Origin of the sequence: Moraxella sp. CTOTU49803, from assembly GCF_032097965.1 — a bacterium.
GTDB classification, from domain to species: domain Bacteria; phylum Pseudomonadota; class Gammaproteobacteria; order Pseudomonadales; family Moraxellaceae; genus Faucicola; species Faucicola tetraodonis.
In genome coordinates, this window is record NZ_DAMCJP010000016.1 from 11,885 (window position 1) to 38,597 (window position 26,713).

A 26,713-nucleotide genomic window follows, 5' to 3' on the forward strand; every position below is an offset into this window, starting at 1 on the left:
ATGACTACTATCAATATGAATCGTAACAATGCCATTTACAAACGCCGCCGTCTAAGCAATGCTTTAGGACTGGTATTTGCCGGTTTGTCCATTGTATTTGGTTTGACTTTCTTAGGTTTAATTTTATTCAAATTGTTTTTATCAGGCTCGCATGCGTTATTGACCATGCCTATTTTTACGCAAGACACGCCATCGCCAAACGAAATTGGCGGTCTTCGCAATGCGATTATCGGCTCAATCATGGTGACAGGATTAGGGCTTGTAGTCGGCACACCGATTGGTGTCATGGCAGGTATTTATCTTGCTGAATTTGCCGAAAACAGCTGGCTTGGTAAAGTCACCCGTTTTATGAACGACATTTTGCTATCCGCACCCTCGATTGTGATTGGTCTATTTATTTTTGCGTTGATGGTACAAGGCCGTAACTTCTCGGGTTGGGCAGGTGCAATGGCTTTAGCGCTATTGGTTATTCCTGTGGTGGTACGTACCACTGAAAATATGCTCCGTCTAATTCCCAATACATTGCGTGAAGCGGCTTATGCGTTGGGGACGCCAAAATGGAAACTGGTAACATCCGTTACTCTGCGTGCTGCCAAAACGGGTGTGTTGACAGGTATTTTACTGGCATTTGCGCGTATCTCGGGTGAGACTGCACCATTACTATTTACCGCGCTTAATAACCAATTCTTTAGTACCGATATGGGTCAACCCATTGCCAACTTACCAAACGTGATTTATCAATACGCCAGCCAGCCATACCCTATTTCAAACCAATTGGCTTGGGCAGGTGCGTTACTCATCACTTTGGCAGTATTAACATTGAATATTTTGGCACGTGCGCTCAGTGGTAAAGAGCAATCATCACATTGATGCTCAATAGAAGATTAAAGCTATTTGCTAGTATCAAACAAAATTTATTAAGGTATTCATCATGACCGCAAAAATGCAAATTCGTAATCTAGAGTTTTATTACGGTAAATTTTTAGCCCTTAAAAATATCAACATCGATATCGCTGACAAGAAAGTTACCGCGTTTATTGGACCGTCAGGTTGTGGTAAATCAACGTTACTGCGTACCTTTAACCGTATGTATGACCTATACCCAGGCATGAGTGCCACGGGCGAAATCAACCTAGATGGACAAAACATCTTGGATAAATCCGTGGACGTCAACTTGCTGCGCGCTCGCGTGGGTATGGTATTCCAAAAACCAACGCCATTTCCGATGTCAATCTATGACAACGTGGCATTCGGTGTGCGTCTGTACGAGAGCTTAAGCCGCGCTGAGCTAGACGAGCGCGTTGAATGGGCGCTCAAAAAATCGGCACTATGGACTGAAGTTAAAGATAAACTTAAAGCATCAGGCCTGTCATTGTCCGGTGGTCAGCAGCAGCGTCTGTGTATCGCACGCGGTGTGGCAACCCGTCCTGAAGTATTGCTACTAGATGAACCCACCTCGGCCCTTGACCCTATTTCAACAGGCTCAATTGAAGATTTGATTTCAGACCTAAAAAATGATTACACCATCGCCATCGTCACCCACAACATGCAGCAAGCGGCACGTGTGTCTGACTATACCGCGTTTATGTACTTAGGCGAAATGATGGAAATGGGGGATACCGATAAAATGTTCACCAACCCAGACCGTAAAGAAACTGAAGAATACATTACGGGTAAATTCGGCTAGGTTATTTTGTTATTAGGCGATCTGCGCGTCATAGTCAATCACAATACCTCGCTGGTGCGGGGTATTTTTTTGCCTAAACTTCTAAGCTCAATCAGAGCAAAATAAATATTGATAACGATTCTCATTTACCCTATAATTCGCCAATTGTCATTATTTTTTTATTTTTTATCACTTTTTACTTTTAAGGATGTTTTATGTTGAGCCGTACTTTTACCTTATCAATATTACCTCTAGCGATATCTGCATTACTATTGACGGCTTGCCAAAAAACCGAACAAAAAACCGACGTAGCACCTGCTGCAAGTGCAACGACTAACGCTTCTGCAGTCACAGCGTCAGCGCAGAGCTCAGTTGATATGAGTAAAGAAACGGCGGAATATAAAGCTTGGGTACAAACCCAAATTGATAGCTTGCTTACCGATACCCAAAAATTTGTCGCACTGCTCGAAGCGGGTAAATTAGAAGAGGCGAAGGCGTTATACCCAAAAGTACGCATGTATTATGAGCGCTCAGAGCCGATTGCTGAAAGTTTTGGCGACCTTGACCCACGTATCGACAACCGTGAAGCCGACCTTGAGCCCAATGAAGTATGGACAGGGTTCCATGCGATTGAAAAAATCTTGTGGACACAAAATACCACCAAAGGCACTGAAAAACTGGGTAAACAACTGATTGCAGATGTCAAAGAATTGCACGCCAAAATTCCAACGGCAGAGGTCACAGGCGACTTGATGGTACAAGGTTCAGTAGATTTGCTCAATGAAGTATCAACAAGCAAAATCACCGGCGAAGAAGAAATTTTCTCGCACACAGACTTGTATGATTTTAAAGCCAATATTGAAGGCGCAGAGAAAATATTTGCCATTTTAAAACCAAAAATCCAAGCCAAAAACCCGGCGTTAGTCACGGAGCTTGAGCAAAAATTTGACGCAGTCAACCAACTACTTGCCAAACACCAAGTCGGGCAACAAGACTATAAATCCTATAAAGAGTTAACCCCTGCAGATACCAAAGCGCTAGCCGAAGCGGTGAATAGACTTGGCGAATCCTTAGCGCAGATGGGCATTGTATTGCAATAAGTCAAAGGTGAAGCAAAAAACTGCTTCACTTGACGGTTTTAGGGTGGCATAAAAAGGTAAGTATCAAGTTAGGGGCAGTATGAAACATAGTAAATTAGATAAGCAAGCGCAAGAAACAGGGGTGGGATTAAAAATGTCAAATCGTCGCAGTTTTTTACGCCAATTTGGTGCGCTCAGTGTCGCAGGCGCAGGTTTAGCCGTGTCGGCCTGTCAGCAAAAACCAAGCGAAAACTTACCTAACTTGCAAGCTTTGGATAGTAATCAGTCCAAAGATAGCGATAAAAACGAAAATCCTAAACATGCTGGTAGTGATGCCAATACTACCAAAAATAGTTTTGCGGATGTCAAATATGATTTTTATGGCGAACACCAAGCAGGCATTACCACGCCGTCACAGCGTAATATTTATTTTTTGGTGATGGATTTACATACCGATAAGCTTGATGATGTCAAACAGATGTTCAAAGACTGGACAACCTATGCGGCCAATTTGACGCAAGGTAAAAACATCAAAGCGTATGAAAAGAACCCGTTTGTGCCCCCAACCGACACAGGCGAAGCAGACAGCATGGGCGCGTACGGATTGACGTTGACCTTTGGCATTAGCCCAAGTTTTCTAAAAAAAATGGGACTGACTCATAAGCAGCCCAAAGAATTCCAAGACTTGCCCAAGTTCCCGCGCGATCAATTACGAGAAAATTTGACCGGGGGTGATATCTGTATTCAAGCCTGCGCCGAAGATGCGCAAGTGGCGTTCCACGCAGTACGGCAACTGGTTCGCCAAGCGCGTTCTAATATCACCATGCGTTGGAGTCAGTCAGGTTTTGTTGGGTTTGATACCGGCAATCAAACGCCGCGTAATTTATTCGGTTTTAAAGACGGCACTGCCAACCAAAGCACCATCAAAGCTGTGGACAAAAACTTATGGGCGGATGCGCCTGATTGGATGAAAGGCGGCACTTATTTGGTCACCCGTGTCATCCAAATGCATCTTGAAACTTGGGATCGCACCTCACTTAAGGGTCAAGAAGACACCTTTGGTCGACATCGTGATAGCGGCGCGGCGATTGGACAAAAAGGCGAATTTGACACCTTTGATGTGAATGCCAAAGACGCGCAGGGTAAAGCAGTGATACCTGAAAATTCCCACGTGGGACTGGCAAAACGCACAGGCGTGGAAATGCTACGCCGTTCGTATTCTTACAGTAGCGGCATTAACCCAGCCACTGGGCAGTTTGATTCAGGACTGCTGTTTATTTCATTTCAGAAATCGCCCGAGCAATTTACCATCATCCAAAATGCCCTAGGTCGTCTTGATAAAATGAATGAATACACCACCCACATTGGCAGTGGCTTATTTGCTTGCTTCGGTGGTATCCCGCAAGGTGGCTATATTGGACAAGCATTATTTGAAGCTTAAGGTTAAAATGCAACCTGCATCAGTTAAAAACAGACGGTTAAAAAGTTACTCATGATAAATATCACCCAAAAAACCTTGCTAAATTTTGGCCTAGCAAGTTCGCTGCTCATCACCAGTCAAGGCTTACAAGCGCAGCAACCAACGCCTGCAAGTGCACAGATAGCGACGCAAGCCAGTCAACCAGCCAGCAAAAAGCTGAATTTAAGCCCTATTTTTATCAAGCTATCAGACGCGATGGCGGCAATTAAAGCCAATGATACGCTAAAAGCCAAGGACACCCTTGCGCAAATTCAAACAGCCTTTGATGCCATAGATGCAACGGCAAAAAATTCCACGCTTGGGCAACAGACAAGCCAAGCGATTGGGCAAGCCATCAGTAATCCCACAGAAACCAATTTATCAGCCGTGTCAAATGCGTTATATGCCTTTGAAAAAGAACAAAATCCTGTAGATTACAGTGCGAAGCGAAAAGAGTTTGCCAAAAAAATGGTACCTGCGTATGACAATCTTAATCAAGTCATACAACGGGCAGCAGCGACAGATGTCGAAGCGTTACGGACGGCTTACAACCAGTTTAATGCAGTTTGGCTAGGTAATGAGCGGGTCGTACGCAATACCAGTATGGGACACTATGGCAAAATCGAAACATCCATGGCGCTGATGCGAGTGGCGATTGAAACCCAACCCATCAATATGGCGCAAATCAAAACCCAATCTGCTGCGCTAAAAGACGCCATCGACAGTTATAACAAAGGTGACGTAGCCGCTGTACAAACCACACAAACTGTCACTCTGGCGGATAGTATCCAGTTACTGCGCGATGGTTTACAGGCGTTTAAAACAAACGACGCAGCGATTGGTCAAGCAAAATTAGGCGAGTTTATTAGTATTTGGCCAATGGTCGAAGGCGATGTTAGTACGCGTAACCCCAGCCTATATAATCGGGTGGAAAGTCAAATTCCGCTAGCGATGGCGAAGGGGCAAGACCCTAAACAGCAGCAAACACTGCAATCGATTATCAATGAATTGGCGGCAATCAATCCAACAGCCCAATATACCGCGGTTGACTCGATGCTGATTTTGCTTCGAGAAGGGTTGGAAGCCTTATTGATTGTCATCTCGCTGTTATCGGCTTTAACCGCTGCCAAACAAGTCAAAGCCAAAAAATGGGTGTATGCTGGTGTCGCTTTTGGCTTACTTGCCAGTATCGCAGGCGCGATGGCATTACAGCTATTATTCCCTGCAGTGACTTCTGCCGCCAATCGTGAGATGTTTGAAGGGGTGATAGGCATCGTTGCGGTCATTATGATGATTGGCATCGGGGCGTGGTTGCATAGCAAATCATCCGTCCAATCATGGAACGCTTATATCAAGCGTCATATGGGACAAGCCATGACGGCAGGTAGCTTTGTGTCGTTATTTGGATTGAGCTTTCTATCCGTGTTTCGAGAAGGCGCAGAGACCATATTGTTTTATGTCGGTATATTACCCAATATCAGCATGAGTAATTTTTTAACCGGGATTGGTTTGGCGCTCGTAGCACTGGCAGCAGTGGCTTGGGTGATGCTAAGAACCTCGGTTAAATTACCAATTCCACAGTTGTTTAAAGTCTTAACTTGGGTGATTTACCTATTGGGCTTTAAGATTTTAGGCGTTAGTTTGCACGCGCTGCAATTGACAGGGTATCTGCCGATGACCGCCATGAGCGGCTTGCCAGCGATTGAATGGCTAGGATTTTACCCAACACTACAGACATTTTTGGCACAAATCGGCTATATTATTATCCTTATTGGTATCAATCTTTGGATGAAAAACCATCAACGTCAGCAAACGGCTGCATTGGCATAACCTTTAATCAAAGATAATTAACGCCATAAAAAAATGGGTAAAACTTGTTTACCCATTTGGTTTTGGCGTCTAGTTTATAACGCATAGTTTGCATAACATAGTCTAAACTAAGCTATAGACTACACTACGCCGTTTTTTCCATACGCTCGCGCTGCGCTTGACCTTGCCATAAGCCTTCTAGGTCATAAAACGTGCGGGCTTGTGGCATCATCACATGCACCACCACAGCGCCCAAATCAATCAAGGTCCAATCACTGGTGCCTTGACCTTCCACACCAATCGGATTAAATCCTGCTTGCTTCGATTTCATCGCGACATGGTCGGCAACCGCTTTAAGGTGGCGGGTAGATGTCCCTTCGGCAATCACGATACGCTCCATGACTTCAGTCATATCAGCAACATCGAGTACGGTAATGTTTTTGGCTTTTAAATCATCCAAAGCATCTTGAACGATATCAAGACAAGTGGTTAACTGTTGGTGGGCAGGGTGTTGATTGACTAAACTAGCAAATTGGGTCTGGGTCATAAATGCGTGGGTTCCATGAATTGGGTCATAATGATTGGGTTATAAGGATAGCTTAAAATAGGATCATGACAATCCTAAAAAAAGTGCGCTATTTTAACAAAAATCTAACGCACAGGTTATCAAAAAATGTAAATCAATATCAGGCTAAACGTCTGGGGCATATAACTGATGCTCAACAATATACCGATAAACTTGACTCGGTAAACTTAGCCGCGCTTGCTGTCGTTGCCGAGCTTCTGTGCTGTATAGCCAAGCTCTGATATCACGACTGGCAATATCGGGCACGACAAACTTATCAATATAAATATGGTTAGTGGTTTGATTTATCAAGTCTTTTGGCGAATGAATGATAAAAGGCACTAACCGATTATCAATATTTATACTAGGGGGTTTATCTTTAGTTGCTAAAGCATTTTGGTGTAAAGTTTGGCTTAAATTGTGGCTAAGGCTGCCCAAGGCGGGACGGGGTAGCACCCATAGATTGGTCAGCGAAAGTAGATCAAAGCCGCGATACCATTTATCAAGTTGTTCAACACTGTCTTGTCCGAGGACAAAAATTAGTAGGTCATTGGGGTAACACTGTTTAAACTCACTCAAGGTATGAAAGCTATACACAGGTGGCTGACACTGCAGCTCAGTTTCATCAATCGACAAAAAAGGCACATCGCCAATCGCAAGCGCAAGCATTTCAAGGCGCTGCTGGTTGGAAGTTGGCTTGGTTTTTAAGGGCGAACCCGCCGTGGGCAGTAATTTGGCGACGATATCAACGTTGGGGAAAGCGTGCATGAGTTCATGGTACACATGCGCAATCATCTGTAAATGCGCCAAATGTATCGGATCAAATGAGCCACCCAACCAGACACGAATACAGCGAGGCATTGTCATAACCACAAACCCAATATAAATTTAGGGTAAAGAAAACTAAAATCCTTCATAATCACTGACACATCTTACTGTTGGTTTAGCGGTTCATCGGTTGGTAAATTGCGCACAAAAATCACTTTGTGCAGAATTTTACCATAAAGCAATTTTTGGGCATAACAGATTGTGGCGCACTAGCCTAGTGGTGGAACAGTAGCCTTGCATTGAATTTAAGCCGATATCCTGTGTGACAGACAACAAAAAGGTGAGTGTCAAACTCACCTTTTTTTAAACATAAACGCTTAAAACTCACCGCTATCAGCTTGAACCGCTGTGAGCGCAATGGTATAGACAATATCTTCAACCAAGGCGCCACGCGACAAGTCATTTACAGGCTTGTTGAGACCTTGTAGCATAGGACCGACGCTCACCACGTTGGCAGAGCGCTGCACCGCTTTATAAGTGGTATTACCAGTGTTCAAATCTGGGAAGATAAACACATTGGCTTGACCTGCCACCAGCGAGTTTGGCGCTTTTGATTTTGCCACGCTTGCCACACTGGCAGCGTCATATTGTAACGGCCCATCAATGAGCAAATCAGGCGCTTTGGCTTTGGCGATTTCGGTGGCTTGACGCACTTTATCCACGTCCGCGCCTTCACCTGATGACCCTGTCGAGTAACTAATCATGGCAACTTTGGGTTCGATACCAAACGCTTTGGCAGATTGGGCGGATTGTAGGGCGATTTCAGCCAACTGTTCTGCGCTAGGGTCTGGGTTGATGGCACAGTCACCATACACCACCACTTGCTCAGGCAGTAGCATAAAGAAAATTGACGAAACCAGTGAATACTGCGGCGCTGTTTTAATTAACTGAAACGCCGGGCGGACAGTATTGGCGGTGGTATGCACGGCGCCAGATACCAGACCATCGACTTCACCCAAGTGCAGCATCATCGTACCCAGCACGACGGTGTCTTTGAGCTGTTCATGGGCTTGCAGTTCATCGAGTTTGCCTTTACGGCGCTCAACCATAGGTTTGACGTACTTGTCAATCAAGCTTTCTGGGTCAAGAATCTGCAGACCTTCAGGTAGGGTGAGTCCCAAGTTCTTGGCAACCTCTTCGACCTCACTGCGTTTGGCAAGTAAGATACAATGGGCAATACCACGAGTTTGACAGATGACCGCCGCTTCAACGGTACGGGGCTCATTGCCTTCAGGCAGTACGATGGTTTTTTTGGCAGCTTGGGCTTTTTTGACCAAGGTATGACGAAAAGCCGAAGGCGAGAGTTTGCGGTTGTTATTGCCTTGACTAAAAGTGGTTTTGATCCAGTCCAAATCCAAATGCGCGGCGACAAAATCGGTGACTTCACTGGCGCGAGTGGTATCATCTGCGGGGATTTCATGGCTGATATGGTTAAGTTTGGTGACGGTATCAAAGCTGTCAGTGTCAACCAGCATCACAGGAATTCCTGTTTTTAGCGCCGGGCGACACAGGTTGATAATTTTTTGGTTTGGCATGATGCCGCCTGTCAGAATAAGGCCTGCTAACGGCACACCATTCATGGTGCTAAGCGCAGTTGCCAAAATTAAATCATCACGGTCGCCTGCCGTCACCAGTAAGTTGCCACGGGTGAAAGAATCTTCAATATTGGCAACGGTACGCGCAACCAGTAAGGTATTGAGCACACGGCGGTTTTTGGCGTCACCTTCATTGAGCCATTTGGCATCAAGTTCACGAGCCACATCCCAGGTACGGGGTACACTTAAGGTATTGCTAAAAGGTACTACCCCAATCAAGCGAAATTTATCAGAGTCAAAATAAGGGGAGTGGGATTTAATCGCCTGTAACTGCTCAGCTGCCAAATCAACTTTGGCTTTACCAGGGGCGACGGGTGCTTCGTCATAGTGGTTGTCCACGTTTTTGACGCGCATCAAAATCGTGCCTAGCGTACGCTCGCTTGCCATACCGCCAAAATCACGGGCAAAAATATCTAGCTTGTCTACCAAACTATCAGGGTTTGCAATATCGCCACTACTGACCAAGATGACTTTGGCATCTAGCGCGTTGACGATGGCTAAATTCACCAATTCCGCATAACTTGAATCATTGTCGGCAGCCAGACCTTCACAGACGATAACGTCATATTGCTCAGCCAATGCTTGGTGTTTGGCAACCACTTCTTCCATCAAATCATCTAACTGACCATCCCCAATCACACGCTCTAAGCGGCTACGATCAATGGAGGGTGGCGGGTTTAAGTTAAAGGCATGTTTTGCAAGCACGCTTGAGCTGTCATCACTCTCATGATTGGCGGTGGTATTTTGGCTAAAGGGTTTTAAAAATCCTGCTTTTAGCCCGATATAATCGAGTGCACGGATAAAACCCAAACAAGCTGAGGTCAAGCCAATGCCGCTACTGGTAGGCACAAATAAAATAGTTTGCATGATAGTTCCTATTTGTTATTTTATTCAAACTAAAAACCCTGATGAGGCATCAGGGTGAGAGGGTTTATAAACCTAAGACTTCTTTGGTTTCTTTGGCGATTTGGTATTCTTCATCGGTCGGAATCACCCACAATTGCAGTTGGCTGTCGGCTTGGTGGAAACTGCCTTCTACGCCACGAGAGAGCTCGGCATTTTTGTCAAGGTTCGCTTTGATGCCAAAATGCGGCAAGTTTTGTAAAATTTTTTGGCGAATTGAGGCGCTGTTTTCACCGATACCACCGGTAAATACCAAGCCAGTAAAAATCGGTAACGCACAGCTGAGTGAGGCGATATAACGGGCTGCCTTATAACAGAAAATTTCGATGGCAAGTTTGGCATCTTCGTTGCCTTCGTTGGCGGCTTGCTCCACCGTACGCATATCACTTGAGATACCTGAAATGCCCAACAACCCGCTGTGTTTATTTAAAATTGTATCAATTTGGTCAAGGCTATAGCCCAAAATACGGTGTAAATGAATATGCAAACTTGGGTCAACATCACCACTGCGCGTACCCATGACCACACCTTCAAGCGGGGTCAGACCCATGCTGGTGTCTAGACTTTTGCCATCATACACAGCGGTTAACGAGCAACCATTGCCCAAATGCACTGTAATCCAACCATTGGCTTGGTGATGAGGGGCTAGGCTGTCAGCGCGGTGGCTGACATAGGCGTGCGAGCTACCATGAAAGCCATAGCGACGGATATAATGCTCATTGTAAAAATCTTTTGGAATAGCGTAGCGGTAGGCTTTGGCGGGCATGGTTTGGTGAAAGGCGGTATCAAACACGACCACTTGCGGTAAATTTGGGTAGATTTTTTCCACCGCTTCAATACCTAAGGCATGGGCGGGGTTGTGCAGGGGCGCCAATACTTTTAGCCGTTTAACTTCCGCCAAAACATGGTCATTGACTTTTTCGGCATGAGAAAACTCACGTCCCCCATGCACCACACGGTGACCCACGGCAACGGGTTTGTAAGCGGCTAATAAACCTAATATTTTTTGCAGCGCCCATTGGTGATTGGCACCTGCCAAAGAGATTTCGACTTTTTCCCCATTGAGGTCGGTGTGTTTGATACGCGCTGTATCTAAGCCCAAGTTCTCAGCAAGACCGGCAACGCGCTCGCTGTTGTCATTGCTTAATAACGCGTATTTGATTGATGAAGACCCACAATTAAGTACTAAGATCGGATTTTGCATGGCTGTTCCTTTAGACAAGATCTTGTGCATTCCTTGCAACAAGCCCCTTCCTAACTGGATTAAATTTTAAGCTATCCTTGCCTTCAGTAATTTATTGTAGATTAAAAAAAATGTATTGTGGTAATTTTTTGCCAAATTTTTGTTGTCATCATTATAGCGAAAAAGCATACCACAACAATGAGGGTGTCAACAAAATGAAAAATTAACAAAAATCATCGATTTAACGCTCATCTTTAGTAAGGTGAGATAATTGCTTATAAAACGCAAAAACAGCTACAATAACCCCATCGCAAATTTTATTTTTACACTTATTTTATTCTTAAAATTAAGGGCATTCATGCAAATTTCAAAACTATCCCCAACAATCGCCGTGCTGACGGTGATGTTGGCAACCAATGTGCTGACAGGATGTGGGCAAAAAGGGGCATTGTACCTACCCAGCAATAATAGCCAACAAGTAGTCGATGCGGCCGCCAAACCGACTAGCACCACTGCCAATGCCTCTGATACCAAAGTTGATATCAACACCCAAGATCCCAACGTCATGATTGACAATAATGCAACCCAAGCACCGCAATCAGCGCCTCACTCAGCGACTACGCCATCGGTTGGAGGTAAAAATGATTACTAATGATACAGCCGCAAGCTTAGCAATCAACCCGACCGAACACGTCAAGTCAAGCAACTGTCTGAGTTATGATGGCAATGGCTTGATGATGGATGGCGTCAGTCTTGCAGATATCGCAAAGACCTTCGGCACCCCGACCTATGTGTATAGTCAGCAGGCGATTTTGGCAGCCTATAAAGCTTATGATGATAGTTTTGCTGAGATTGAGCATCAGATTTGTTATGCGGTAAAAGCTAATAGTAACCTTGCTGTATTAAACGAACTTGCCAAAGCAGGGGCAGGGTTTGATATTGTCACCGGGGGCGAGCTTGCGCGGGTTTTGGCGGCAGGTGGCGACCCCAAAAAAATCGTATTTTCAGGACTTGGCAAAACCGCCGAAGATATCCGCAGTGCCCTTGAAGTAGGGATTGCTTGCTTTAATGTTGAATCAGAAGCTGAGCTGTACCGTATCAATGCAGTGGCAGGCAAACTACAGCAGCAAGCGCCAATTTCGCTACGCGTCAACCCTAATGTCGACGCGCAAACCCATCCGTATATCTCCACAGGGCTCAAAGAAAATAAATTCGGTATTACCCATGAAGATGCGCCCCGTATTTACCAAATTGCCCATGACCTACCGCACCTAAAAGTCGTCGGTATTGATTGCCATATTGGCTCGCAGTTGACCCAAGTTCAGCCTTTTATGGATGCATTGGATAAAGTCATTGAGATGATTCACGCACTTGCCAAGCAAGGTATTGCGCTTGAGCATATTGATTTGGGCGGTGGCTTGGGTGTGCAGTATATTGACGAAGACGTTGCAAGTATTCAACAGTTTGCGCAGTTACTCTTACCAAAACTGAAAACTTTAGGCTTAACACTGTATCTAGAACCAGGTCGTAGTATCGTTGCCAATGCAGGTGTATTATTGACCCGCGTGGATATTTTAAAACCTACCGAACACAAAAATTTTGCCATTGTCGATGCGGCGATGAATGATTTAATTCGTCCGGCACTTTATCAGTCAGAGATGGCGGTCATCCCCACACAGTTGAACTCACCGGTTGAACCCAAAGTTTGGGATATGGTCGGGGCGATTTGTGAGACGGGCGATTTTTTGGCAAAAAACCGTGTGTTAGCATTGGCTGACAATGATATTCTAGCCATCACAGGCGCAGGGGCGTATGGGTTTGTGATGTCGAGCAATTACAATAGCCGCCCACGTGCTTGTGAAATTTTAGTCAAAGATGGTCACGCCCATGTCATTCGCGAGCGTGAAACGGTTGAGAGCCTTTGGCAAAATGAAAAATTAATAGATTAAATCTATCCTGTAAGGTTTGCTAGCAACGCTAAACCTTATTGATTGCTCTGAGCCCAAAACCTTAGCAACTGAAACCAAAACCTTAGCAGCTGAACTCAAAACCTTAGCAATAGAGCCCAAATTTGCTTGACTTGCTAAGGTTTTTTTGTTCCCCAATTACCTTATAAAAAATCAGCTATCATGATAAGATAGCGTGTATAAATCAAAATAATTTTAAGGAATAACAATGTTAATTGAATTTACCAAAATGCATGGACTGGGGAATGACTTTATGGTCATTGACCTAGTCACACAGCGACTTCACTTGACCAAAGAGTTGGTAGCGTTGTTAGGGGATAGACACTTAGGCATTGGCTTTGACCAGTTGCTGATTGTTGAGCCGCCAAGCCGCCCTGATGTCGATTTTCGTTATCGTATTTTTAACAAAGATGGCAGTGAAGTGCAGCAATGCGGCAATGGTGCTAGATGTTTTGCCCGCTTTGTGCAGGCGCGTAAATTGTCATTTAAACAACGTATTCGAGTAGAAACCGCCAGCGGTATTATCACCCTAAGCACCGATGATTATGGCTGGGTAAAAGTGGATATGGGCAAACCAAAATTCGAGCCTGATGAGATTCCTTTTACCCCCAAAACCATTACTAAAGTTCAAAACTCATACCGGCTCAATGTGGATGGTACGCCTGTGACACTCTATGTCGCCAATATGGGCAATCCTCATGCCGTCATCAAAGTGGATGATGTATTGACCGCCGAGGTGGAAAAACTCGGTAAAGCGATTGAGAGCCACCCTGCATTTCCTGAGCGTGTCAATGTTGGGTTTATGCAGGTGATGAATAATCGCCATATCAGGCTACGCGTCTATGAGCGCGGCGTCGGCGAAACACAAGCTTGTGGTACGGGCGCGTGTGCTGCCGTTGCCACAGGGGTGCGTGAAGGTTGGCTAGATGAAGGCGTGGATATTCGAGCCCAGTTGTATGGTGGCAGTTTGGTGATTCGGTGGCAAGAAGGCTATCCTGTGTATATGACGGGTCCTGCGACCTTTGTGTACGAAGGGGTGTTTAGTCCTGAGGGTTTGATGGCAGGTGCGGGGCTGAAATTTGCGCCGGCACAATCAAGTGAGGAACATCGCTCAGATGAGGGACATCCTTACCATGAATAGACCCCAACCTCGCTAACCGACACTATGCCAACTAGCCGTAGCCCGAGTCAAGGGAAAAATAGTCAAGGTAAAAATCAGCGCAACCGTGTAGGCAAATCAGCAATCGATGATTTGCCCACGCACTTAATGCCGCATGAGGCAGAAACTGTGCTCAATACATATGACCAAGCTTTGGTAGATCGCTGGCTTGCTGAGCTAAGCAGTAAGCGTTATAGCGCGGCGACTATCAAAAGTTATCGCCAAGCGCTACAGCCTTTTTTGGCGTATTGCTATGAGCAACATACCGAGCTTTGTCACATCACCCGTCAGCAATTATCAGACTTCCTAATTCAACGATTGGATGTTGATAAAATATCCAAATCCAGCAGTCAATATGAACTGACTGTGTTGCGTCAACTTTATAAATGGTTGATTGCTCAGCAGCTGATGACACTAAATCCCACCACAACCATCCGTCTCAAACGCGCCCCGAGACCCTTGCCTACGTTACTTGATATCGATGTATTATCCCAGTTATTAGACCAAGCTGCGCCAGAAGATAGCCATGAAGCGCGGTTATGGATTCGCGATAAAGCCATGCTAGAATTGCTGTATGGCAGTGGTTTACGGGTCGGCGAGCTAGTAGGACTTAATATGTCTGATATCGACAAATCACAGCGGCTGTTGCGAGTACTGGGTAAAGGTGGAAAAACGCGCATCGTACCGATTGGCGAAAAAGCCTGGCAGGCACTCATCAACTATTTGCCGCATCGCTCGCTGTGGGTGGAAGAGCAAGATCCTGCGGTATTTGTCAGTGAGCGTTATGGGACGCGTATCTCAACGCGTACCGTGCAGCTACGTATCAAACTACAAGCCAAACGTGCCGGTATCGCACAAGATTTATACCCGCATTTGCTAAGGCACTGTTTTGCCTCACATATTTTAAGTGATAGTGGTGATTTGCGTGGCGTTCAAGAATTGCTAGGACATAGTGATATCAGTACCACACAAATTTATACCCATTTGGATTTTGGGCATTTATCGCAAGTATATGACAAAGCGCATCCCCGCTCACGACGATAGCTCACGACCATAATAGGCAGGTTAAGCAGTAATATTAGGCATGAAGAAAATATTAAGCCTAGCCACATCAGCCGTAGCCATCTTATGCATTTACCGCGCGGGTCAAATGCTCAGAAGTACGGCGAAGATTAAGGCTCAAGATAATCGCTAAGCCACGCAGCATCTCAACACCGATACGAGGATAATCTGACAAAAGTCGCTCAAAATCAGCTCGGGACAAGGTGACAAGCGCACATAGGCTGGCGGCTTTAATGGTAGCGGAGCGAGTTAATAAATCTAACAGTGCCATTTCACCCGTACTTTCGCCCGCCCGAATTTCACCGACTTTAATTTCTGCCCCTGAAGGGCTGTATTTAATGACTGATAGCTCCCCAATCAGCAAAAACGCCATAAAATCGCCATGCTCGCCTTCCGTAAATAACACTTCTTGCGGACTCAACTGTTTAAAGTGCAATGAGTTTTCGACCACTTGAAACATATAAGGATCAAGACGGCTAAAGATTGGACTATTCTTTAAATATTCAAAAAGTGGATTATCCATTTTTCGCTTAAGGGTCATTAGGTATTATTTGCTATGATAGTCAATTTTTGACATTCGAGCAACGCAATATTCTGCCGAGTTATTTGCTGTGCATCCGCATCAAAGTCGGCAAAAATCACGCTCGGCGCTTGCTGTGATGTGGTTGTTTTAACCGCAGTTTGGTCAAGCTGTTGGCGACTATTTGGCTTAGGCAGCCAGCTTGCTGCTTTGTCGGATAAAGGTAAATTAGCTGAATTGTTGGTGATATCGGAATCTCGGGTTACTGCATCAATTGCTGCGTCGATTTTTTGGGTCAAAACATTCTCGCCATCACTGCTGATAAATTCACTATGCCCCCAAGTGCTGCGTACTTTGCTAGGCGCTGAGTGATTGACGACATGGTCACCCGTCTGACCTGCACCAATGACCATGCATTGACTATCGAGCGCTCTTGCGGTGAGTAGCGCATGCCAATGTGCTTTCCCTGTTTGGTAGGTAAACGCCGAAGGCGCGGTGAGTATATCTGCGCCTAGTTCGCGTAGTTTGACTGCAAGGGTGGGGAAACGAATATCAAAACATACCATCATGCCGACTTTGCCAAACTCGCTATCCGCCAAAATGAGCTCATTACCAGCTTCGAAGGTTCTACCTTCATCATAGTTGCCTGTGCTATCATTGACGGTGGCTTTGAACAAATGAATTTTGTCATAGCGCGCTAAGCAGTCGCCAGCAGGGTCAAATAATAGTGAGCTCTGCCGAAGTTTGCCGTCAGCCACAGGCGTACCATCAGGTCGATACGGGCAGGGCAAGGTTCCTGCCAGCAGATACACACCATAGTGTCGGGCAGCCTGTGCTGACCAAGCTTTCAAGGCATCAAAATATTGACTGGCAAAACCCTGTTTGCCAAAACAAAAAGCGTTTTCTGGCAAAATCACCATGCGGGTGCCGCGTTCACTGGCAATTTTAATACCTAATTCAATAGATTGAAGATTTGCTAAGATGTCGGTCTGGCTATTGAGTTCAACAATCGCAAATTTTGTCAGTTTTGTCATGGTGTGATTTCGTAAGCAAAAAATTTAGGGAAATTTGTGGTTGCTGCAGCTAAGTAAAGCTAAGCATAGTTAAACTAAGTTCATATAATTAATATACGGCTGAATGTCAAAAAATACTAGCATATCTTGTTGAAACAATACTAAACTAGCAACCTAGCAGAGCATGGACACACCATCTAAACTAACCTCATTAGAGTAAGGCTTAAAAAAACGCGTTATGAAAATTGGTATTGGGGCAAAGCTAACGACGGGGATGACACTCACCCCGCAAATGCAGCAGGCAATTCGCTTGCTGCAATTATCGAGTCTTGAGCTTGAACAAGAAGTGCAGCTTAAACTCGATAGTAACCCCCTGCTTGAGCGTGAAGAAGAGTGGGAGACGTCTTATGAAGACGCTGATAATACTGCCGATGGCGAAAACTATCCAGAACAAGACATGGATAACGACTATGACTATGACGATGATGACTATCAAGTAGAAGGTGTTGAGTTGTCTGAAGCTGATTTGGATGACTATAACCGCCATGAAGCTGAGGGGTTGGAAGATTATCTAGCGTCGGATGATTTTTATCCTGCTTCTGCTAGCCAAGATTATCCCGAGCACAGTGAACCCTCGGCAGTGCATGAGTATGCAAGTCATAGCCCAAGTGATAGTGACAGTGACAGCTATGATGACAACAATAGGGACAGTTATGCAGACAGCGATTATCGCTATGATGAGGAATTTGGCTTAGACGGCATTGATAGTAGCGAGCATCTTAGCAGCCAGCAAATCGACATGCCGGTGGATGCGCAGTGGGATGATATCTATAGCTATGAATCTTCGGCAGCCACGGGCATTGATAGCGAAGACAGTCAGGATGATTATAAGCTTGCTACGCAAGGAAATATTCAAGATTATGTCCGTTGGCAACTGAATTTAAGACGGCTCTCCACCATTGATATGCTGATGGCGGAGTATCTGATTGATAGCATGGACGAGCGTGGTTTTATCACGTTATCGAATGATGAGCTATTTCAAAGTTTTGATACCATGTTGTCATTTTATCAAGTTGAAAATGTGGACTTGGCGCTTGAAGACATTGAGCTTGTGGTTAAGCAAATACAAAACTGCGAGCCACTGGGCGTTGGTGCGAGAAATTTGGCAGAATGCTTGCTGATTCAGCTCAATAAATTGCCGAGTGATACCCCCTCTTGGCAAGCAGCCAAGCAAATTTTGATGCATTCAGAATTTTTTGCCAACAATAACATCAATGCACTGCTTAAATCATCCAATCTTGACGTCTCTGAGATTCAGCCTGCGCTTGCTTTATTGCGCACATTAAACCCCAATCCTGCACTGTCTTATGAAAAATCACAGCGCCAGCTAGATAATGGCATTGAAAGCTATGACATTCCTGATGTCATTGTGGTGCAGCGTGGACAGCATTGGGAAGTCAGCTTAAACCCAGAAACCTTGCCAAAACTGCGTATTAACCAAGTCTATGCCAAACTTGTTAGTCGCAATGACAACAGCGAACAAGGCGTCTATCTAAAAGAGCAGCTGTATGATGCGCGGCTGTTTATCCGTAGCATCGAAGAGCGTAATCAAAATCTACTAAAAGTTGCAACTTGTATCGTCAAACGTCAGCAGGCTTTCTTTGAGCAAGGCGTCATGGCAATGCAGCCGATGGTACTTAAAGATGTGGCAGATGAAGTCGGCTTGCATGAGTCAACCGTTTCTCGTATTACTACCAGCAAAACCATCGTTACCCCCAAAGGGCTATTTAGCCTGAAATATTTCTTTTCCAGTCAAGTCAGTAGTGATGAGGGCGAAGGCGTTTCTTCAACCGCTATCAGCGCGATGATCAAGCAAATGATTGAGGCAGAAGACCCCAAAAAACCGCTATCTGATAGTAGTATTATGAAGCATCTACAAGATAAAGGTATTGATATTGCCCGTCGTACCGTGACCAAATACCGAGAAGGTATGAACATCGGTTCTTCTACGCAGCGTAAAGTGCGGTTTTGACCGCAATGTTGTGATTAGATAGTCAGTCAAAATCTTTTCTAGCTGAACTTTTAAATGTAAGTAAATTTTCAAATGTAACTAAATTTTCAAATATAACTCAACTTTCAAATTTAACTCAACTCTCGAACTGTTAACAAATCTCTTGGTATTTTGCTAAACAGCAATGGTTGATGGCATGCCTACCTTTTTGCATAATGGATTCATAAGGGATAAACCTTTGACGCAGTAACGTGGCTTAGCAATAATTGCTCAATAGCAACTATTTTTACTCGCAGTTATTTGAAGTGATATAAATCAAAATGATATAAACCAAGTTGCAAAGCTCTTTTAGCAACTTATCTTGGTACACGGGTATGCTTGAACACTATAATTTGATTTTACTTTTTTTAGGGTTGGCGTTTTTAATCGGGGCATTCTTTCCTGTGCTACCGCGCAAGCTTTCGATATCCCTGCCTATGATACAAATTACCTTTGGCGCACTGCTAGGGTATTTTTTTATGGGGCTGCCTAGAATTAATCCGCTTAATTATGGCGTTCCTATAGAAAAAGTTACAGAAGTGGTGGTGCTGATTTCATTGGTTGGTTGTGGTATCAAGCTCGATACTCCGCTCAATTGGAAAACTTGGCAACCGACCTTAAGGCTGTTGGTGATTGTGATGCCAGTGGGTATCGCCGCGATGGCATTGATGGGGCATTACATTTTTGGACTCAGTATGGCGGCGGCTATTTTGCTCGGTGCGGTGCTAGCGCCAACCGACCCTGTATTAGCGGCAAGCATCCAAGTCGGTCCACCCAACTCCGAACGACAGGAAGATGTGACCCGATTTACCCTCACCTCTGAGGCGGGTCTCAATGATGGACTGGCATTTCCGTTTGTGTATTTAGCGATAGCGATTGCTACGGCTGCCTCACTCAATCAGGGTTTTGGTGCAGAGGATTGGCTGCATTGGTTGGGCTATGATGTGTTATGGCGAATCATTGCAGGGGTGGCGGCGGGTTACTGTGTTGGTAAATTTTTGGCAAACTGGCTATTTACCAAGGCATATCCCGATAAAGTCGAGCAAAGTTATATGGTGTTAGCCTTGATGTTACTGGCTTATAGCATTACAGAGTTCGTGCATGGTTATGGTTTTATTGCGGTATTTGTCGCCGCGTTAACCCTTCGGCGTTCAGAATGTGAACATGAATATCATCAAGGCTTGCATGATTTTGCTGAGCAAATTGAAGGTTTGTTGATGTCGCTTGTGATGGTATTTTTGGGACTGCTAGTGGGTCAAGCATTAGCGAGTGATGTTACCCTTAGCTGGCAAGTGTATGTGGTATGTTTGGCGTTTATATTTTTGATACGTCCCATCGTGGGTTATTTTAGTCTAGGTAAACTGGGGATGAGTCGCAATGAACGCTGGGTAACGGCAGGACTGGGCATTCGCGGGATTGGTACATTGTATTATATCGCCTATGCGATGAATAAAGGCGTATTTACCAGTGATGAAGCGCTAAAAATTTGGGTGATTTGTGTGGTAACGATTGCAATGTCGGTGTTTTTACACGGGCTAACCGCTAATCGGCTATTAGCCATGACCAAAAATTAGTCCAATTTAAAAATAAAGAAGCGGGTGATTTACCCGCTTTTTTTACGCTACTAAGATTAGCCACCACCCACCGCTTGCACCACTTCAATGTTCATACCATCTTGCAAGGTGACATTTGCCAATTGGCTTTTTGGAATCAATTCACCATTGATTTCAACAGCAAAACGACCTTGGGTTTGCCCCATTTCATCCAATAGTAGTAAGAGATTTTGATGTAACGTTTGTTTGACGTCACCATTTAAAGTCACTTGTGGCATTATTTCGCTTCCTGTTTTGTTACGCTTTCTGTTATGGTTAAATGGGGTTAAATAGGGTTAAACTGATGAAGTGTGCTTAGCAACACTGATAGCAAGCCAAATCCATGCAATAATAAATAGCGTGCCGCCAATCGGGGTAATGGCCCCCAACCAACGTGGCATACCCAAAGCCATCAAGTACAGCGAACCTGTAAAAAGCACAATACCCAGCTGCATCACCCACGCGATAGTAGGGGAGGTGAGGTTTATACGCAATAACATACCAACAATCAATAACCCAAGCGCGTGATAAAAAAAGTATTGCGTACCTGTCTGCCACCAAGCCATCTGCTCGGCTGATAAACACGGTTTAAGCCCATGTGCGGCAAACGCCCCACAGGCGACCGCCACTGCCATATTTATCGCGCCAATACTTATCCAATTCATGAAGGTTAATCCAACTGCAAATGGGTATTGGCTAACATGGCTTCTTTGATTTTATCCATGGCATTTTTTTCAATTTGGCGTACCCGTTCCGCTGAGATATTATACTCCGCCGCCAACTCGTGCAAGGTCGCTTTTTGCTCATTGAGCCAGCGCTGCTGTACGATATCCCGCGAACGATCGTCTAAGTCCTCCATCGCTTCCATCAGGGCCGAATTGTTATTTTCTTCCCAATCAGCATCTTCTACCATATCGGCAGGGTCAGCCGCATCTTCTAAAAAATACTGCGGTGCATAGCGACCTTCGTCTTCATCATCACTTTGTGCTTCAAACGATGCATCATACGAAGTCAGACGGCTTTCCATCTCTAGCACTTGTTTGACGGTAACATTTAAGTCTTTGGCAATCGCTTCGGCTTCTTCGAGCGTTAACTGGTTGTTGGTTTTTTTCAGTGAGCGCAAGTTAAAAAATAGCTTGCGGTGCGCTTTGGTGGTTGCGACTTTGACGATACGCCAGTTACGAATCACAAATTCATGGATTTCAGCTTTGATCCAATGCACGGCAAAAGACACCAAACGCACACCTTTGTTTGGGTCAAAACGTTTCACTGCTTTCATCAAACCGACATTGCCTTCTTGAATCAAATCGCCTTGTGGCAAGCCATAGCCAGAGTAGCTGCGCGCAATGTGAATCACAAATCGCAGATGCGACATAACCAGCAGCCGTGCTGCTTCTACATCCCCTTCGTCAGTATAGCGATGCGCTAGCTCCTGTTCTTGCTCTGCCGTCAAAATAGGAATTTGATGAACCGCATTGATATACGCGCCTAAATTTACCCCAGGTGCAGATAACGCAGTCGGCATGGTAGGAACAAGCGCATTGGTCATGGCTTTCTTTTGACGGGATCGCGATGCAGTCTTTCGTGGTTTTTCAACAAACTCATCATCATAGTCGTCATCAGCCTCGTCCACCAACTCATCATAGTCATCATAACTATCAGGGAGCTGTGCAAGGTCAATATCGTCGTCATCTAAGCTATCAAAGTCTGGCTCGTCAAATTCATCGAGTTCGTCATCGTCGATGTCATCAAATGCAGCGTGTGGGTCGCCACCCAGCTTATCATCAAGCTTGGTCGATTTTTTTGCGTTGGCAGTCTTTTTTATTGTCGTTGTTTTGGTCTTTGTAGCCATGAAATAGCCTGTCAATTGTCTTTTAATTTCTGTTATTTAGTATGCCTTAAAGCCAGCTTTTTTGTAAGAGGCGTTTAGCAATTTTTGGTTATGATCGAGTGAAAGATTGTGTCTGTTGTATTTTCAGACGGTGTGATTGATGTCTGCTGTACCAGGGTATATCCGGCATGCTGACAAAAAGCTGCGATGTCACGCTTGCTGTTAGGATCGGTTGCGGTTACATACACCGCATGACCCAACGCAGTCTTTTTTAGTGCCATTTTCAGTTTAAGCAGCGGCATCGGGCAGGCGAGTCCTTTGCCATCCACATAATGCTCAATTTGAGCATCGATGTGCAGGTCGTTATGTTCGCCTGACAGAAACAACCCCCAATCTTGGCAAAAGGCGTCATCCGATAGTAAGGCAGGATTTAGCGTAATCTGAGAAGAATCCGTCATGGTAATAAAATCGCTACTCGAAAATTGCAAGTGTGTTAGATGGTTATTATAGGATAAATTACAAGTGTAGACGATTGAGATAAATCAAAGTTAGCATTATATTTTTGAAAATTTAACCTTTATCCTGCATTCAGTAGTCGGTAGATTGTAGCAAGATATCATTACAAAATTTGGCTTTTTAAAGCTGCTGAAATTTGTATATTGAGCAGTATTATTTAGCATTTACCTTTTTTTAAACACCATTTTTTTAAACATCATTCTAAGCTAATTCGCTGTCAAAGGTCGCGCATGCCCATCAATCCACTTGCTAGTTATTTATTTAGAAAAACGCCTGTAGTGGCTGTATTAAGTACACTATCAACTGGCGTGCTTGCTGTCGATAACTTCTCCTATCAAAGTGCGCCTGCTTTTAATCCAGTCATGATTGCAAGTGCTGAGCCTACCCAAGTCAATGGCCAATTAGCCTCTATGGACAATGGACAAGCGCTCATCGATACCGAGCAAAATCGCCAAGTCGGTGAGTGGGCGCTTCGACAAATCAACGGCAATGCAGCGCTGATAAAAGACCCTTGGTTGCAGCAATCGCTTGAACAAATTGTGTGGCAAATCAATGCGGTAGCAGGTCTCAACGCACCCATGGGGCTAGTGATTATCAATGACAAGCAAATCAATGCCTTTGCGGTACCGTCTGGGCTTATCGGCATCAATGTCGGTTTGTTGGATAAAGCTAAAAGTCTAGATGAAATAGTGAGCGTCGTCGCGCATGAGATTGCCCATGTCAGCCAGCGCCATTATCAACATCGCAATGATGAAAAAACCAAACAGCTACTGATGCAGGCAGGCGGTCTTTTGGCGGGCGTCGCAGCATCCAAAGTCGGGGATGGTGATGCCGCTGCCGCTGTCATGCTAGGCTCTCAGGCGATGTCGGCCAACGCTGCTGCCTCCTATAGCCGTGGGCAAGAGCGAGAAGCCGACCGTATTGGCATGCAAATCATGAACCAAGCAGGCTATGATGTCAATGCCATGCCCAGTTTCTTTGCCACCCTAGACCAACAAAACCCTGTCAAAAGTAACACCTTGATTCCCAGTTTTATTTTAAGCCATCCGCTCACCGCAGATAGAATCAGTGAAGCAAGGGCGCGAGTCGCAACTTACAAGCGTGATAGTCAGGCTAATATGGCGTCAAACCGTTATCAATCTATTCAACAGCAGCGTGCGCAACTGTTTGAACAAATCCAGTGGCGTGCTCGCTACTATGGCTATCTAGTCAACAAAGCCGATTTGGAACAAGGGGCAAAAACCAGTAAAGGTGCCAAACTTGCGCTGATTAATTATTATCTCGATAACGGACAACCCAAAGCGGCACAAAGTTTAATGCAGGATTTTGATAAGGACATCAACACGCTCGCCAATCCGCTGGCAGTCGTGACATTTAGTCAGTTAGCTGCGCAGCAAGGCAATGTCGATGTGGCAATCGCTAAATTGCAGCAACTCGTCTCTGTGTATCCTGAGCGCACAGATGTGCCACGCTATCTAAGTGACATTTATTTAAAATATCGACCTACTGCAGAGAGTGGTCAAAAAGTATTAGCGCTGCTTCAACCCTTATCCAAGCAAAATCCCCGTGACGTCATGCTGTGGGATCGATTGCAACAAGCCAGTCAACTACTGGCCAAACACCGTAGCGGTGATGAGCAACTGATTCATCGCATCAATACGTTACGCTATCGCGCGTATGGCGAGTTATGGCGCAATGAGCTAAAAGATGCTGTGACATCACTGACCCAAGCCAAATCGTTAGCAAAGCAGCTACCTAGTAATCAATCTTTGCTGGCACTGCTGAACCAGCAAATCAACCAAGTACAAGACGCCAATCAGTTTAAACCATCTTAATGATTAGACGGCTAACGTAGGTTCATTATCTGGCTCATCCTGCTCGGGTAGCGCCAGCCAACTGGCAAGTTTCAATGACAGTTCTTCAAGCCCAATTCTATCTTGGGCGGAAAATAATTGAATACTAAACGGCAATTTTAATTTATTAAGCTGATTGCGGGTTTGCTGTAGTGTGTTTTTGGCAGCACCATATTTGAGCTTATCGGCTTTGGTTAATAGCACATGAACCTCAAGCTCACCGTCCTTTGCCCAGTGTAGCATTTGCTCATCAAAGAATTTTAGTGGATGGCGAATGTCTGTGAGTAGCACTAAACCGGCGAGACTTTTACGCGAAATTAGGTATTTTTCAAGCTCTGACTGCCATTCTTTTTTCATCGCCTCGGGCACGGCGGCATAGCCATACCCTGGCAAATCCACCAACCGCTGATCCAAATTGCCCATATTAAAAAAGTTAATCATTTGGGTGCGACCTGGGGTTTTGGAGGAACGGGCTAACTGGCGCTGCTGGGTCAATGCATTAATGCAAGAGGACTTACCAGCATTTGAGCGGCCAGCAAAAGCAACTTCGCGACCCGTATCGGCAGGACACAGTTTAAAGGTAGGGGCAGACAGCATAAATTGGGTTTGATGTAACCAGCGTTTTGCTGCATCACTATCGTCAGTAATCGCAGTTGGCGCGGGTGTGTTAGTAGAATCCATCATCAGCACATAATCTTAATGTTAAAGCGCTATTGTATCAGCAAATACCCATAACCCAAAATTTTGAGCAATTGCTACCGCTGTTTTATAAGATATTTTTTGTAGTGAAACTCGCTTGCCAACCTGCAAATGACTTTTACATGATTATCGAGTTATGGCATAATAATCAGCCATATCAATTATTCGATTATGGTTTTAATCATGACTGTCACTGTAATCGACAAAACCCTCGGTGTTTCAAAGTCATTAAGCTAACTTAAATGTCGTATTAGCCATATGATTAGCGTTCATTAATAGGGTAGCCTACAAATTTTGCAGACAAGCGCATGGTTGTCTTGCTATAATATTGTAACTTAGTAGATACATTCACCAGTGTTAAAGCAATAAATATGTATGATGATAACTGGGTGTTGCTTTGATATTGTAAGCAATGCCTTTGTCGCTAGCTCATTGTGAGTCATAACCAACACGCTTTAGTAGGAATTGTTACCGATGAAAAAAATACTCACTGCCGCAAGCCTTTTAATTGCCAGCGTAAGCGGTTCTGCAGCTGTTACCGTACCAAAATATGACATTGCCAAAGGTAAGGTTATTGCTGAATCAGTTTGTGGTGCTTGTCATGGCGTCAATGGTGTTAGTACTGTTCCTGCACAGCCTAACCTTGGCGGACAAAACGTTAAGTATCTCTATAAACAGCTAACCGAATTCAAATCAGGCGCGCGTGTCAATCCTATTATGTCAGCGCAAGTGGCAAAATTAAATGACCAAGACCTGGCGAATGTGGCAGGTTATTATGCAAGCCAACCACGTTGGGGGGTAGGTTATGCCAATCCTGCTTACGCTCCCGTGGCACAAAAATTGTATTATGGTGGTAATAGCACACGCGGTGTGATTCCTTGTGCAGGCTGTCACGGCGGTAAAGCCAATGGTAACGATTTAGCCGCTTTTCCGCGTATTGGGGGTCAGCATTCAGCTTATATCGCAACCCAATTAAAACTGTTCCGTGCAGCGGGTCGTGAAGACGATGTGACAGACCCATCACAAACGCGTATGAATGATGCAGCTAAAAAAGGCGATAAAGGCATGATGCAAATCGTGGCATCAAAATTATCAGATAATGATATCAAAGTATTGTCTGACTATATCAGCGGTCTACACTAGTGTTTAGCGATATATTATTTAGCCAAGCATAGCGCTTGGCTTTTTTATTGTCTAAAACCACCTAAACCAATATTAACCAATAGTAAATTTTGGTGGCAAATTAACCTGTTAACAAAAGCTTAGGCATAAAAAAAGAGCCACCGAAGTGACTCTTTTGTATGCTAATTAACGATTAGTCGTTAACTTTAGCAACAACACCCGCACCTACAGTACGGCCACCT

General features: G+C 44.8%; 24 protein-coding genes. 13 read left to right on the forward strand and 11 right to left on the reverse strand.

Features of this window, described 5'->3' with window-relative positions; all coding sequences use genetic code 11:
* From pstA to RT422_RS11450, 5 genes are all read left to right on the forward strand, one after another.
* The gene (gene pstA / locus RT422_RS11430; RefSeq protein WP_050324752.1) at window positions 1-870 is read left to right on the forward strand and encodes a phosphate ABC transporter permease PstA; all 870 of its coding nucleotides are present in this window, start codon (window positions 1-3) and stop codon (window positions 868-870) included.
* Window positions 871-931: 61 nt separating this feature from the next.
* Window positions 932-1,687, forward strand: a complete 756-nt coding sequence (gene pstB / locus RT422_RS11435) for a phosphate ABC transporter ATP-binding protein PstB (RefSeq protein WP_060995484.1) — start codon at window positions 932-934, stop codon at window positions 1,685-1,687.
* Window positions 1,688-1,881: 194 nt separating this feature from the next.
* Window positions 1,882-2,766, forward strand: a complete 885-nt coding sequence (gene efeO, locus RT422_RS11440) for an iron uptake system protein EfeO (RefSeq protein WP_313422348.1) — start codon at window positions 1,882-1,884, stop codon at window positions 2,764-2,766.
* Window positions 2,767-2,845: 79 nt separating this feature from the next.
* The gene (gene efeB, locus RT422_RS11445) at window positions 2,846-4,186 is read left to right on the forward strand and encodes an iron uptake transporter deferrochelatase/peroxidase subunit (RefSeq protein WP_313422350.1); all 1,341 of its coding nucleotides are present in this window, start codon (window positions 2,846-2,848) and stop codon (window positions 4,184-4,186) included.
* A 51-nt stretch (window positions 4,187-4,237) separates the two neighbouring features.
* A complete protein-coding gene (locus RT422_RS11450; RefSeq protein WP_313422352.1) occupies window positions 4,238-6,034 on the forward strand; it encodes an FTR1 family protein in 1,797 nt (598 codons plus the stop codon).
* Window positions 6,035-6,158: 124 nt separating this feature from the next.
* On the opposite strand, the gene rsfS is transcribed toward RT422_RS11450, so the two are convergent.
* From rsfS to RT422_RS11470, 4 genes are all read right to left on the reverse strand, one after another.
* Window positions 6,159-6,560, reverse strand: coding sequence for a ribosome silencing factor (gene rsfS, locus RT422_RS11455; RefSeq protein ID WP_007117168.1), 402 nt, complete (start codon window positions 6,558-6,560; stop codon window positions 6,159-6,161).
* 144 nt (window positions 6,561-6,704) lie between these two features.
* Complete coding sequence (nadD, locus tag RT422_RS11460; RefSeq protein ID WP_313422355.1) at window positions 6,705-7,445, reverse strand: nicotinate (nicotinamide) nucleotide adenylyltransferase; 741 nt, start codon at window positions 7,443-7,445, stop codon at window positions 6,705-6,707.
* 278 nt (window positions 7,446-7,723) lie between these two features.
* Window positions 7,724-9,868 carry a phosphate acetyltransferase gene (gene pta, locus RT422_RS11465; protein ID WP_313422357.1) on the reverse strand — a complete coding sequence of 715 codons (2,145 nt, stop codon included), beginning with the start codon at window positions 9,866-9,868 and terminating at the stop codon, window positions 7,724-7,726.
* 64 nt (window positions 9,869-9,932) lie between these two features.
* Entirely contained in the window at window positions 9,933-11,108 is a 1,176-nt protein-coding gene (locus RT422_RS11470) for an acetate kinase (protein ID WP_313422359.1), read from the reverse strand.
* Between the two features lie 337 nt (window positions 11,109-11,445).
* Between RT422_RS11470 and lptM the strand changes: the two genes are divergently transcribed.
* The 4 genes from lptM (at window position 11,446) to xerA (ending at window position 15,257) form a co-directional block, all read left to right on the forward strand.
* Window positions 11,446-11,739, forward strand: coding sequence for an LPS translocon maturation chaperone LptM (gene lptM, locus RT422_RS11475; RefSeq protein ID WP_313422361.1), 294 nt, complete (start codon window positions 11,446-11,448; stop codon window positions 11,737-11,739).
* Complete coding sequence (gene lysA / locus RT422_RS11480; protein WP_409520129.1) at window positions 11,729-13,036, forward strand: diaminopimelate decarboxylase; 1,308 nt, start codon at window positions 11,729-11,731, stop codon at window positions 13,034-13,036. Before lptM ends, lysA begins: the two co-directional genes overlap by 11 nt.
* Window positions 13,037-13,262: 226 nt before the next feature.
* Window positions 13,263-14,195, forward strand: coding sequence for a diaminopimelate epimerase (dapF, locus tag RT422_RS11485; RefSeq protein WP_096489232.1), 933 nt, complete (start codon window positions 13,263-13,265; stop codon window positions 14,193-14,195).
* Between the two features lie 126 nt (window positions 14,196-14,321).
* Complete coding sequence (xerA, locus tag RT422_RS11490) at window positions 14,322-15,257, forward strand: site-specific tyrosine recombinase/integron integrase (protein WP_409520130.1); 936 nt, start codon at window positions 14,322-14,324, stop codon at window positions 15,255-15,257.
* Between the two features lie 82 nt (window positions 15,258-15,339).
* Here xerA and RT422_RS11495 read toward each other — a convergent pair whose 3' ends face one another.
* Both RT422_RS11495 and RT422_RS11500 read right to left on the reverse strand, forming a co-directional pair.
* Complete coding sequence (locus RT422_RS11495) at window positions 15,340-15,798, reverse strand: cyclic nucleotide-binding domain-containing protein (RefSeq protein WP_036594464.1); 459 nt, start codon at window positions 15,796-15,798, stop codon at window positions 15,340-15,342.
* A gap of 17 nt (window positions 15,799-15,815) precedes the next feature.
* Entirely contained in the window at window positions 15,816-16,829 is a 1,014-nt protein-coding gene (locus tag RT422_RS11500; RefSeq protein ID WP_313422364.1) for a nitrilase-related carbon-nitrogen hydrolase, read from the reverse strand.
* 217 nt (window positions 16,830-17,046) lie between these two features.
* Here RT422_RS11500 and rpoN point away from each other — a divergent pair, with 217 nt between their 5' ends.
* Window positions 17,047-18,840, forward strand: a complete 1,794-nt coding sequence (gene rpoN / locus RT422_RS11505; protein WP_313422366.1) for an RNA polymerase factor sigma-54 — start codon at window positions 17,047-17,049, stop codon at window positions 18,838-18,840.
* 353 nt (window positions 18,841-19,193) lie between these two features.
* Window positions 19,194-20,432, forward strand: coding sequence for a cation:proton antiporter (locus RT422_RS11510; RefSeq protein WP_313422367.1), 1,239 nt, complete (start codon window positions 19,194-19,196; stop codon window positions 20,430-20,432).
* Between the two features lie 56 nt (window positions 20,433-20,488).
* On the opposite strand, the gene thiS is transcribed toward RT422_RS11510, so the two are convergent.
* The 4 genes from thiS to RT422_RS11530 form a co-directional block, all read right to left on the reverse strand.
* Window positions 20,489-20,689, reverse strand: a complete 201-nt coding sequence (gene thiS / locus RT422_RS11515) for a sulfur carrier protein ThiS (protein ID WP_313422368.1) — start codon at window positions 20,687-20,689, stop codon at window positions 20,489-20,491.
* Window positions 20,690-20,746: 57 nt separating this feature from the next.
* A complete protein-coding gene (locus RT422_RS11520; protein ID WP_060995471.1) occupies window positions 20,747-21,115 on the reverse strand; it encodes a DUF423 domain-containing protein in 369 nt (122 codons plus the stop codon).
* 5 nt (window positions 21,116-21,120) lie between these two features.
* A complete protein-coding gene (gene rpoH, locus RT422_RS11525; protein WP_096489224.1) occupies window positions 21,121-22,302 on the reverse strand; it encodes an RNA polymerase sigma factor RpoH in 1,182 nt (393 codons plus the stop codon).
* A 74-nt stretch (window positions 22,303-22,376) separates the two neighbouring features.
* Window positions 22,377-22,739 carry a sulfurtransferase TusA family protein gene (locus RT422_RS11530; protein ID WP_313422370.1) on the reverse strand — a complete coding sequence of 121 codons (363 nt, stop codon included), beginning with the start codon at window positions 22,737-22,739 and terminating at the stop codon, window positions 22,377-22,379.
* A gap of 288 nt (window positions 22,740-23,027) precedes the next feature.
* Between RT422_RS11530 and RT422_RS11535 the strand changes: the two genes are divergently transcribed.
* Entirely contained in the window at window positions 23,028-24,632 is a 1,605-nt protein-coding gene (locus RT422_RS11535) for a M48 family metalloprotease (RefSeq protein WP_313422372.1), read from the forward strand.
* Between the two features lie 3 nt (window positions 24,633-24,635).
* Here the strand turns inward: RT422_RS11535 and yihA are convergent, their stop codons facing one another.
* Window positions 24,636-25,334, reverse strand: coding sequence for a ribosome biogenesis GTP-binding protein YihA/YsxC (yihA, locus tag RT422_RS11540; protein WP_313422374.1), 699 nt, complete (start codon window positions 25,332-25,334; stop codon window positions 24,636-24,638).
* 489 nt (window positions 25,335-25,823) lie between these two features.
* On the opposite strand from yihA, the gene RT422_RS11545 reads away from it, so the two are divergent.
* Window positions 25,824-26,492 (forward strand): c-type cytochrome, encoded by a 669-nt coding sequence (locus RT422_RS11545; protein WP_096489220.1) that lies wholly within the window; start codon window positions 25,824-25,826, stop codon window positions 26,490-26,492.
* The last annotated feature ends 221 nt before the right edge of the window (window positions 26,493-26,713 follow it).

What these genes read in the sequence shown, in the direction of transcription:
- RT422_RS11530 (WP_313422370.1), bottom strand. Translation starts at nt 22,739, where the DNA reads ATGACGGATTCTTCTCAGATTACGCTAAATCCTGCCTTACTATCGGAT.
- RT422_RS11520 (WP_060995471.1), bottom strand. Translation starts at nt 21,115, where the DNA reads ATGAATTGGATAAGTATTGGCGCGATAAATATGGCAGTGGCGGTCGCC.
- efeO (WP_313422348.1), top strand. Translation starts at nt 1,882, where the DNA reads ATGTTGAGCCGTACTTTTACCTTATCAATATTACCTCTAGCGATATCT.
- rpoH (WP_096489224.1), bottom strand. Translation starts at nt 22,302, where the DNA reads ATGGCTACAAAGACCAAAACAACGACAATAAAAAAGACTGCCAACGCA.
- RT422_RS11450 (WP_313422352.1), top strand. Translation starts at nt 4,238, where the DNA reads ATGATAAATATCACCCAAAAAACCTTGCTAAATTTTGGCCTAGCAAGT.
- rpoN (WP_313422366.1), top strand. Translation starts at nt 17,047, where the DNA reads ATGAAAATTGGTATTGGGGCAAAGCTAACGACGGGGATGACACTCACC.
- pstB (WP_060995484.1), top strand. Translation starts at nt 932, where the DNA reads ATGACCGCAAAAATGCAAATTCGTAATCTAGAGTTTTATTACGGTAAA.
- RT422_RS11495 (WP_036594464.1), bottom strand. Translation starts at nt 15,798, where the DNA reads ATGGATAATCCACTTTTTGAATATTTAAAGAATAGTCCAATCTTTAGC.
- xerA (WP_409520130.1), top strand. Translation starts at nt 14,322, where the DNA reads ATGCCGCATGAGGCAGAAACTGTGCTCAATACATATGACCAAGCTTTG.
- efeB (WP_313422350.1), top strand. Translation starts at nt 2,846, where the DNA reads ATGAAACATAGTAAATTAGATAAGCAAGCGCAAGAAACAGGGGTGGGA.
- yihA (WP_313422374.1), bottom strand. Translation starts at nt 25,334, where the DNA reads ATGATGGATTCTACTAACACACCCGCGCCAACTGCGATTACTGACGAT.
- RT422_RS11535 (WP_313422372.1), top strand. Translation starts at nt 23,028, where the DNA reads ATGCCCATCAATCCACTTGCTAGTTATTTATTTAGAAAAACGCCTGTA.
- rsfS (WP_007117168.1), bottom strand. Translation starts at nt 6,560, where the DNA reads ATGACCCAGACCCAATTTGCTAGTTTAGTCAATCAACACCCTGCCCAC.
- RT422_RS11545 (WP_096489220.1), top strand. Translation starts at nt 25,824, where the DNA reads ATGAAAAAAATACTCACTGCCGCAAGCCTTTTAATTGCCAGCGTAAGC.
- thiS (WP_313422368.1), bottom strand. Translation starts at nt 20,689, where the DNA reads ATGCCACAAGTGACTTTAAATGGTGACGTCAAACAAACGTTACATCAA.
- nadD (WP_313422355.1), bottom strand. Translation starts at nt 7,445, where the DNA reads ATGACAATGCCTCGCTGTATTCGTGTCTGGTTGGGTGGCTCATTTGAT.
- pstA (WP_050324752.1), top strand. Translation starts at nt 1, where the DNA reads ATGACTACTATCAATATGAATCGTAACAATGCCATTTACAAACGCCGC.
- lysA (WP_409520129.1), top strand. Translation starts at nt 11,729, where the DNA reads ATGATTACTAATGATACAGCCGCAAGCTTAGCAATCAACCCGACCGAA.
- dapF (WP_096489232.1), top strand. Translation starts at nt 13,263, where the DNA reads ATGTTAATTGAATTTACCAAAATGCATGGACTGGGGAATGACTTTATG.
- pta (WP_313422357.1), bottom strand. Translation starts at nt 9,868, where the DNA reads ATGCAAACTATTTTATTTGTGCCTACCAGTAGCGGCATTGGCTTGACC.
- RT422_RS11500 (WP_313422364.1), bottom strand. Translation starts at nt 16,829, where the DNA reads ATGACAAAACTGACAAAATTTGCGATTGTTGAACTCAATAGCCAGACC.
- RT422_RS11510 (WP_313422367.1), top strand. Translation starts at nt 19,194, where the DNA reads ATGCTTGAACACTATAATTTGATTTTACTTTTTTTAGGGTTGGCGTTT.
- lptM (WP_313422361.1), top strand. Translation starts at nt 11,446, where the DNA reads ATGCAAATTTCAAAACTATCCCCAACAATCGCCGTGCTGACGGTGATG.
- RT422_RS11470 (WP_313422359.1), bottom strand. Translation starts at nt 11,108, where the DNA reads ATGCAAAATCCGATCTTAGTACTTAATTGTGGGTCTTCATCAATCAAA.